Below are 10175 nucleotides of genomic sequence, written 5' to 3' on the forward strand. Positions count from 1 at the left end.
TATATCATTCAACAATTCTTTCTTATTTTAATTGGAATTGTTAGTGTAACCATTTTATATGGTTTATCAGAAAAGAAATCTCAGTATAACAATGCGTTTACGCGTAAATACATTCCGCATTTAGCAGAAAAACAAACTACTCTCAATTTAGAATCCACAGGATATTATATAGCAGGTATTGATAGTTGTTATCTCTATTTAGCCAATACAGAAACACCTTTATTTCTTAAAAGGTATGATTATCTGGCTAATCAAATAAAGGATATAAAACTAGAAATTGATCAATATAACCTGCCTTATAAAAGAGTGATTACTGAAGTACAAACATCTTATTTTTATTTAGGAGACGGTTCGGTTGGTATTTTATTTCGAGGTAAAATTGATGATTGGAAAGCAAAGACCATTTCTAAAGGAGATGTATATTATAATCAATTTGTGGTAGCAGATTCTTCTAAGTTTGGAATAGCAACTTATAGTACAAAAGTAAAAGCTAATGTATTGGGATTGTTATCAGAGCATCAACTTCAACTTAACTATAACAGTCTAGAAAAAAAACTTGACGGTACATTTGAGTCAGATGGTACATTACTATGGAATTCCCAATTAAAAAAGTTTATCTACGTCTATTACTACAAAAATCAGTACCTCGAATTTGATGCTGAATTATCTGAAATGAAAACAGGAAATACCATTGATACTATTTCTAAAGTTCAGATCGATGTAGGCTATTATAAAAAAACAAAGCAATATAAGCTAGGTCCACAAACCTTACTTGTAAACAAATTAGCCTCTATTTATGGTAACCAACTCTATATATCGACTGATCGACTAGGCAATTTCGAACAAAAAATAGAAGGTACAAGTGTCATAGATCAATATGATTTGGTGAATAAAACCTATACCCATAGCTTTTACCTCTACCATTCACCCAAAAAGCAACTAAGAAATTTTACCATTTACAAAAACAAAATATTTGCAATTGTAGATCATGAACTTTATATCTATAACAAAAGAAAATAAATCGTTGCGCAACGCAGGGGAAGACTGAAAACCTGTACAAAAGAGTAAGTCACCACATTAAAATTATACAAGATGAAAACAAATTTTCTAAAAAAAGCGCTACCTATTGGGGTAGGAATGATGGCTGTTGCTTTTGCATTTGCCACTGAAAGTAAAACTTCTCAAAATAGTGAAGAAGAAGCTATGACAGGATATATTTACAATTCTGCAACGAATCATTGTGATGAAGTAAAGGTAGATTGTAATTTAACGGGGAGCATACCATGTACTATTGGTGAAATTGGAAATGAACAAGATGTTTTTGAATTGAGAGATTCATCAGAAACATCTTGTACGATTCCTTTATATCGTCAATAAATATTTAAGTTTAATTTAAATAGGAACGGAGCATTATGCTCCGTTCTTTTATTTTAAATACGTATCAAACCAATTTAAAATTGAGTTCGATAGAAAAACTTGATTTTGTTTTTTTGTTAAAGTATGTTCTTCATCATCAAACAATAACATTTCTCCTTCTTTTCTTAATCGATTCATAGCCATAAATAAATAAGTACTTTGATTAGCATTAATATTGGTGTCTTTTTTTCCTGTCCAAAGTAATAAAGGTATTTTTAGTTTTTCGACATGATACAGAGGCGAGTTTTTGTAATATTGATCTTTTAAATTATAGAAACTATCTCCCATACGGAACTGAAAACTTTCTAATCTCCACAATTGATTAGTGGAAAATGAAACACTAATATCATGGTAAAAACTAACTAAATCAGTCACAGCAGCCCCAGCAATAGCGGTTCTAAACAATTTTGACTGTGTAGCAATAAAGGCTGTTTCATATCCACCAAATGAATGTCCTATTAAACCAATTCTTTTTTGATCAATTGTCGACAGTTCAACTGCTTTTTTTACTGCATTTTCTACACTTACCAAAGCAGAACTACCTGGGTTACCAATTTTATATTCTATATCAGGTAACAAAACAAAGTACCCTTTTGTAATGTAATTAAGAATATTAAATCCATCTTTGGAGTATAATGTAGGAATAACAAAATCATTTACTTTTTTCGATATATTTTCGTAGATGTATACAACCATAGGATATGTTTTGGTTGAATCGTACTGAGAAGGGTATAAAAGAGCCCCATTCATCACGTTTCCATTTATAGATGTATAGTTTATATTTTTAGAAAAACCTAAGTCGTATTCACTTATCTTAGAGTTACTTTGGTAAACAAGACGCGTTGTATGATTAGTGGAAAGTTCATGAATTGNNTTCATTGTATTTTGCTTTTCTATAATACAATTTATTTTTGTTGCTATCACTGTAAATTTGATTGATTTCGGCATCCGTACTAAAAGAATGTATCACTTTTCCCTTTTTTAAAATCGCTATTCCATGTGACTGATCATCTTTATGGAGTTTAATAATCAGTGGTTTATTCATGTCAATACTACGATTTGATGAGTTCGTTAAATTAATAGATGCCAAACGATTATACTCTTCTTTTTGTTCTCCAAAGGTGATTTGCTTTACTTCATTTTTATCTATACTAAATTGCCACAAATCATAGGTTGAGGTTAGTAGAATAGATTTACCATCCTCTGACCAATAGGGCTGATCAAAAGGTGGTTTGTCAGTATCTGCTTTAGTTCTATCATAAAAATCTTGAGAAAGAACTGTTGTTAGTTTCTTATACGTTTGCTTTTTTACATCATACAAATTCCAATGGTTCATTTTAAAATAAGCAATGTACTCCCCATTTGGTGAAACAGAAATAAAATTAGGATTGGTATAGAGACTATCAATTATTTTATATGATTTTTTTGATTGATAATCATTTAAATAAACATCTGCAATCTCAAAATATCTATATTGTGGTTCATACTGTTTTCTATCAAATGTCAAAGCAAAAGGGACATGATTATCAAGAGAAAATTGTTTTCCTTTTATTTCCATAACAGTATTGTGCTCACCTACAGACCAAATTAATCGTTTATACGCATCCTGTATTTTTATTCTTTTATCTTTAAGATAATCCCACGTATCGTTGGTAGACCACTTCTCAATTCCTTTTAAAGAATCTTCGGTACTTTTTTCATTTAGTTGAAATTCAATATACTTTCCATCCGCTAATACACGAATAGATTCATCCATAAAATGATAAGAAGGATTTATTTTCAACCAATTTTCTACATTGATCAAATTCACCCTTTTTGTTTGGAATGCATAACGAACTATTTTTCTCTTTTCATTTTCTTTTTCAAGAAATGAAAAATACTGTCCATTTTTACTCCAATTATTTAGAGGAGATCGATCATTAAAAATGTATGTACCTGTGTCACTTGATAGCTGATCAATAGCCTCTAATTTTGAGGTATAAAAACTGACTGTTTTTCCATCCTTAGAAAGAATTGCCAAGGTAGATGAAGTAGGGCTCCAACTAAAGCTGGAAACATTATGCTTTGTAACGTAATTTTCTGTTTTGGTATCGAATAACATCAAAACATCATCAGTTGTTAAATAGGCAAGCTGTTGATTTGTTGCGTCAAATTCTACTTTTCGAATTGGTTTATTCAACACAAGAACGCTTTTCGAATTTCTTAAATTGATTATTTCAAGTTTGTTTTCACTTAAAAGTATTGCAAAATGTTCGTTATTAGAAAATAAACTCTTTTTTGTATTTTCTCTTTCTATGACATTTGAGGTTGAAGGATGAAATAATCGAATGATATTCTTACCTAAAAATGATTCAGAGGTTTCAATCCAATTTCCGTTAGCACTTATATTACGAATTGTTGTATTAGTAGACCATATACTGTCTAAATCATGTGTATATTTTTTCTTATTTATCTCTTGACCAAAGACGTTGTAGGTCGAGAGAATAAATCCCAACAGGATGAGGAATATTATTTTACTTATTTTTTCCATTGGTACTAATTGCGATGTTTGTATGAATGGCTTTTATGATGTTGTATTGTATACTACAACTTCTTAATAGCCTTGGTTTTGTGGTAACAAATTTGGATTAATTAAGAGTTCAGCTTCCGGAATTGGTAATAATACATCAGTTGCTTTCCAATTTGCTTTTATCGGACTTAAGACTTGATCTGCCAATTTCCATCGTTTCAAATCAAACCAACGATGGCCATGTTCTGTAAATAATTCATGTTGACGTTCCGTTACAATAGCTTCAAAAATATCTTGAGAAGATGAAGTTGTGATAGGCGTTAATCCAGCTCTTTTTCGAATACTATTTATATCCTCTTTTGATCCATTCAAGTTGCCTAATCTCAATCGTGCTTCAGCTCGAATTAAAATCTGTTCAGCAAGTCTAAAAACTATGGTATATTCTTTACTTGTTGTTGTCGCATACTTCTCTTTGTATTTGAAGGGCATTACCCAATTTTTCCCATTAGTAGTAATTTGTTTTGTCCATTGTTGTTTTCTCAAATCAGTTGGCTCAAAAGATTCAAATAGGTGAGGGGATAAAGATGCATTAGGAGGAGGACCAGCTTCAAAAATGTAAATACCACCTTCATTAGAATTTCCACCTTCTACTTTAGCTTTTAATTGAAATAGTGTAGAACTACTTTCTTTCAAAAACTCTTTATTCAAATCACTCTCTAACTGGAATTTTCCAGAATTGATCAATTCAGTTGATTCGCTTTCAGCTTTTTCCCATTTCTCTTGGTAGATGTATAGACGTGCTAATAATGCTGTAACATTATATTTGTTCGCCCTAAGGTTACTTGTAACCGATGTAAGCTCACCTAATTGTTGTTTAGATTCAATAAGATCTTCTTCGATTTTAAGAAGTATATTTTGATGATTTGTTTTTGAACTTTTCTGATTAATCATATAATCTGTTGTCGTAATAAATGGAATATCTCCAAATAAATTGGTTAAATAGAAATAGGTTAACGAGCGAATAAATACAGCTTCCGCTTTGTATTGTCTCTTTTGCTCATTGGTCAATCCTTTTGATTTTTCTACTCCTTCTATTACCGCATTGCATTCGTATATTACTTTATAGGAATTTGTCCAAATCCCTTTAACACCATCATTTGTAGAGATAATTTGATGTTTGTAAAATAAATCCGTACCGCTATTAGCAGTAGCATAACTATCCAACTCGTCTGAATATATTCCCATGTAAAAACCAGCACTAGATAAATTACCAGCAATTAAGCTGTTATCACGTAAAAGTGCATATAAAGTGGTAACGGCGGCTTGCGCTGTTTGGTTTGTTTCAAATACATCTGTTTGGTTCAATTGTCCTTTTGGAGAATCCAATTCCACAAAATTCTCACAACTTATTATCGTATTTCCTATTAGGAAAACGAACAAAGAATAGCTTACTATGTTTTGATATTTTTTCATAATTGTGTCATTAAAAATTAGCTTTAAACCCTATCGAAATTCTTCTCAAAGAAGGTAGGTACCCCGTGTTTTGTTCAGGATCACCATATTTATACTTACTCCATGTCCATAAGTTCTGACCTTGAGCATAAATCACATATTGATTGGATTGATTTTTACTTAGAGGAAGTTTATAAGACAATGACACATTTTTTAACCGAATAAAAGATGTATCCGTTATCATTGCATCGCTACTATTGTAATTAGAATAGGCAATACTAGCTGCTTGATTTGCTCCGCTCGAGTAATTTTGTAAATTCCCATTTACCACAGAAAAAGGCTGATTACTCATTGTACCTGGCATAGCATAGCTATAGAATTCATTAAATCCTTTTTTCTTGACAAATTGAAAAAAGAGCTCGATATTAAAGTTTTCATACGAAACAGAATTGGAGAATCCACCATAAAAAGAAGGATCTAATGATACAACTTGTTGTTTATCTTCTATGGCGGTTATCTTTCCATCACCATTATAATCTGTAAACTCATACAAACCAGTAGATGGATTAATGCCTTCAAAATGATACATTTTCTTGCTGTTCAATGATTTTCCAATCACATATGTATTTGCATAGGTGCTGTTTTCTAAACCATCAAATGCCACCAATCTATTTTTAGGAATAGTAAGATTAAAAGAAGTTGACCAGTTGAATTTAGCAGATTTTATAGGAACAACTTGCAAATCCATTTCCCAACCTTTATTTTCTACAACAGCATTCAAATTCGCTTGTATAGAGGTAAAACCTGTTATAGTCGGTAAACTATAGCCAACCAATTGGTTGCTTGATCGGTTTTGATAATAATTCAGTGTTAGGTTAATTCTATTTTTTAGGAATGCGGTTTCTAAAGCAAATTCCAACTTTTTATTTTTCTCCCACGAAAAATCAGGATTATACAAACGTGCTGTTGTCAATAGTATATTCCCATCATACCCATTCTGACTGATGTTATAGGTGTTTAGGTATTGATAATCTCCAATTTGATCATTTCCTGTTACCCCATAGCTTCCTCTCAATTTCCCAAAACTCAACCATGATACCTCACGTAGAAAACTTTCTTTAGAAAAAAGCCAAGCAGCACCAACTGCACCAAAATTTGCAAAACGATGATTAGGACCAAATCGGCTCGATCCATCTCGTCGTCCCGTTAAGTTGAAAAAGTATTTTTCGTGCAGATTATAATTTACTCTTCCATACAGAGCTGCATATTTATACTGCTCTTCAGTATCCTTGTATATCGTCACATTTTTAGCAGCGCTTAATACATTCATTAACTGGTTGTCTGTAAAACCACTTGCCATAATCACCAACTTAGTTGTTGTTTGGCTATTCAAAGTCCCACCAATTAATACACTTAGTTTACTCGAAGCAGTTAAATTAAAATTAGCATCCAATTGGGGTTCTATTAACCACCCTTCATGTTGCCCAGAATTTTTAGTTATGTTAGATTGTTGACTTGTAGCACCAAAAGAAGGATTGCGAATGGTATGTGGATTAAGTTGAGCATCATCCAAATCTGATCGATTGTATCCTACATTAGATCGTAAAACAATATTATCCATCAACAGATAACTTGTATTTAGATTTGTATTTAGATTACGCGTATTATTGCGGTAACTAGCATTCAGTGCCGCAAGTGGATTTGTCCAAGTATTGTTTTCCCAGTTTAAGCTACCATCTTCATTAAACAACCGCGGAGCATTTGGAACAAGTGTTCTTGCAATTCTTGTCAAATCTTGTACAGGTAAATAGTTATTATCCTGTCCATAATTAGTTGTCCATTGCAATATTAGTTTGTTATTCGCTGTTTTATGGTTTAGTGTCGAAAAAAAGCTGAATTTATTGTACGCATAATTACCATAGAAAACAGAAGACTCTTTCATTACATTGGCACCTATCATAAAATTAGTTTGCTCATTCCCACCATTTATAGACGTACGAATGGTGTGATTGAAAGCTGTATTTCCAATAAGTAGTTTTTGCCAATCTGTATATCTGGTCAGATCCCATGTTCCATTTATGTCATAGGCTGTCGTAGGATATGTCGTTACACCATCATTTGCAAAGGCTTTTTTCCTTATTTCTAGATATTGTTCTGTATTAAGTAGTTTAGGAAACTTAGTAGGGTTAATAATAGTGGTAGAAGCATCTATAGAAATACTTGTTTTAGTTGCTTTTCCTTTCTTAGTGGTAATCAATAGTACACCATTGGCTCCCCGTGATCCATAAATAGCAGTAGCATCAGCATCTTTCAAAACTTCGATAGATTCTATAGATTGTGGATCGATATAATTTAAAGGATTTATAGACGAATACATGAGTATTCCTCCACTTGTTGCGTTATCTCCCATCGAATTGGTATCAAATGGAACACCATCTACTATAAATAGAGGGTTATTCCCCGCAGCAATACTATTTTGGCCTCTTATCCGAATGGTATAACCGCCACCAGCCACTCCAGAAGTTGGTGTAATCTCTAAACCAGGAACACGACCTTGCAAAGCATCTAAAACAGAATTCACGGGCTGATTCTCTATTTCCTTAGCTGTTACACGAGCAATAGACCCCGTACGTTCTTTGTCTTTTACAGCATAGTACCCCGCATTTATCACCACATCTTTTAGCTGAATCCCGTCATCTTCTTTTATGAAACTCACATTTATCACACTTCTATTCAATACCTCTTCTTCACGAATAGGGAAATCCAATTGCTCAAAAGTAAGCTTTGCATCATCATGCTCTAAGATTAGCGAATAGTATCCATTCGCATCAGTTTGCACACTATTCTGTGTACCTTCTTCTGTTACTACCACACCAGAGAGCAAATGGTTATGATCTTTCACCGTTCCAGTCACGGTTTTTCCTGTTTGTGCAAATAGGGGTGTAGCACAAACCAATCCCAATAGCACACTTATTGTATGTCTATTGAGTTTAAAGTAAAATATTTTCATAATTTTACATAAGTTTTTTAAAATTCAACATTAGTTTTAAAAGCCACTCCTTTTCCAGTACATCGCGCCAACTTTGTTTTTGGGAAAGGGGTTTTTTGTTATATTTTACGTTATACGCTTAACGTTTTGTTATCAATTCTATCTTTAACCACAATAGAAACATAGGTTTTATTAAGTATTACGGACTTTGTCATTCTGAGCCTGTCGAAGAATCTCTTCTTTTCATTTTTTTGCTCATCCAAAAAAACGAAACAAAAAAAGATGCCGACAGTAGTCTCTCAATGATTCAACTAAATAAATTATTTCCATAAAGTTGGCAACTCGTTCCACTCAAACACTCCAACTTTTTTATTCCAATAATTTAGAGTTGAATTGCATTTCGATTCTAAATCGTCGGATTTTTAACTCTTTTTTTAATATTCAAATTCACTTACTACAACGAATTCTAAACTCGTCCTTGCTGAAAAGTCGAGTGTCAATTCGGCGTAAAGAGCGTTAAAAATGATTTACTGTTCGCATTTTATATGCGAATGATCTAAAGCATTTAGCGAGTAGCCATTATTGACCGACTTGTAAGCACAGACTTGTAATGCTTTGCATTCATGAATACCTTAAAATAATAATAAATCATATGAATAACTTTTGATTACCTTTGATCAAGCAAAAAGCAATAAATAGAGAACTTCTAATTATCGAAAATTCAATTTAGAATTTCATCTCTATTTTCATGCGCGCGTGCGCTCGTCCACTTTTATCCTATATTCTTGCTAAAAATATCCCCCTCCAACAATTTTAAAAATTACATTAATAAATGAAAACTAAAAATTAACACTAATCACTTTATGAAGATCATTTACTTTCTTCTTAGGGTGTCTTCGGGGGATAGAGTGTGAATCTGTTTACTTTTTCATAATTTTACATAAGTTTTTTAAAATTCAACATTAGTTTTAAAAGCCACTCCTTTTCCAGTACATCGCGCCAACTTTGTTTTTGGGAAAGGGGTTTTTATTAAGTTTTGCGTTCTACGCTTAACGTTTTATTCTTTCTTGCTGTCACATTGAGTGATTTTCGTTTCATAGAAAAAGAAAATAGTATCGAAATGTCTTTTCTTTATTTTTCATTTTTTTGCTCATCCAAAAAAACGAAACAAAAAAAGATGCCGACAGTAGTCTCTCAATGATTCAACTAACTAAATTATTTTCATAAAGTTGGCAACTCGCTCCACTCAAACACTCCAACTTTTTTTATTCCAATAATTTAGAATTGAATTGCATTTCGATTCTAAATCGTCGGATTTTTATCATTCTTTTTTTAATATTCAAATTCACTTTTGACAACATTTGAAATTAAAAGGAGGAGTCACGGTGTGGCTCAGGTACTACTTATTTCTAATTTTCATTTTTTATTCATTCAATGTTTATTTTAATTATCGGTATTCATATGAAAACAATAATAACTCATGAATAAAAATGAATAAATACTGTTTTCATACTACTTTTTAAGTTACACCCAAAATTCCCCCTCCAACTGGTTTTAAAAATTACATTAATAAATGAAAACTAAAAATTAACACTAATTACTTTATGAAGATCATTTACTTTCTTCTTAGGGTGTCTTCGGGGGATGAGATGTGAGTCTATATTCTTATATTTTTTATGTTTTTATTTTTATTTAAATTCACTAATAACACGGTCACTGAGGCACTCGAAGTGCAGAATCTTTCTATTTTTTTTCTTCTAACTTTTACCTTAATGCAAAGTCTGTGTCAACAGAGTATGTGATTACAAA

The 10175-nt window shown here is 32.0% G+C and carries 4 protein-coding genes and 1 pseudogene; 2 read left to right on the plus strand and 3 right to left on the minus strand.

Features of this window, described 5'->3' with window-relative positions; all coding sequences use genetic code 11:
- A pseudogene (locus tag B2217_RS02580) lies at positions 1 to 1020 on the plus strand (hypothetical protein); the annotation flags it as partial.
- A gap of 72 nt (positions 1021 to 1092) precedes the next feature.
- Entirely contained in the window at positions 1093 to 1377 is a 285-nt protein-coding gene (locus B2217_RS02585; protein WP_180906552.1) for a DUF6520 family protein, read from the plus strand.
- 48 nt (positions 1378 to 1425) lie between these two features.
- Here B2217_RS02585 and B2217_RS02590 read toward each other — a convergent pair whose 3' ends face one another.
- From B2217_RS02590 to B2217_RS02600, 3 genes are all read right to left on the minus strand, one after another.
- Entirely contained in the window at positions 1426 to 2364 is a 939-nt protein-coding gene (locus B2217_RS02590; protein WP_422653374.1) for an alpha/beta hydrolase family protein, read from the minus strand.
- A 1645-nt stretch (positions 2365 to 4009) separates the two neighbouring features.
- Positions 4010 to 5398 carry a RagB/SusD family nutrient uptake outer membrane protein gene (locus B2217_RS02595; RefSeq protein ID WP_280046341.1) on the minus strand — a complete coding sequence of 463 codons (1389 nt, stop codon included), beginning with the start codon at positions 5396 to 5398 and terminating at the stop codon, positions 4010 to 4012.
- Between the two features lie 10 nt (positions 5399 to 5408).
- Positions 5409 to 8387, minus strand: coding sequence for a SusC/RagA family TonB-linked outer membrane protein (locus tag B2217_RS02600; RefSeq protein WP_280046342.1), 2979 nt, complete (start codon positions 8385 to 8387; stop codon positions 5409 to 5411).
- Between the last annotated feature and the right edge of the window lie 1788 nt (positions 8388 to 10175).

This window comes from Empedobacter sp. UBA7620 (assembly GCF_002484185.1).
Classification (GTDB): Bacteria; Bacteroidota; Bacteroidia; order Flavobacteriales; family Weeksellaceae; genus Empedobacter; species Empedobacter falsenii_C.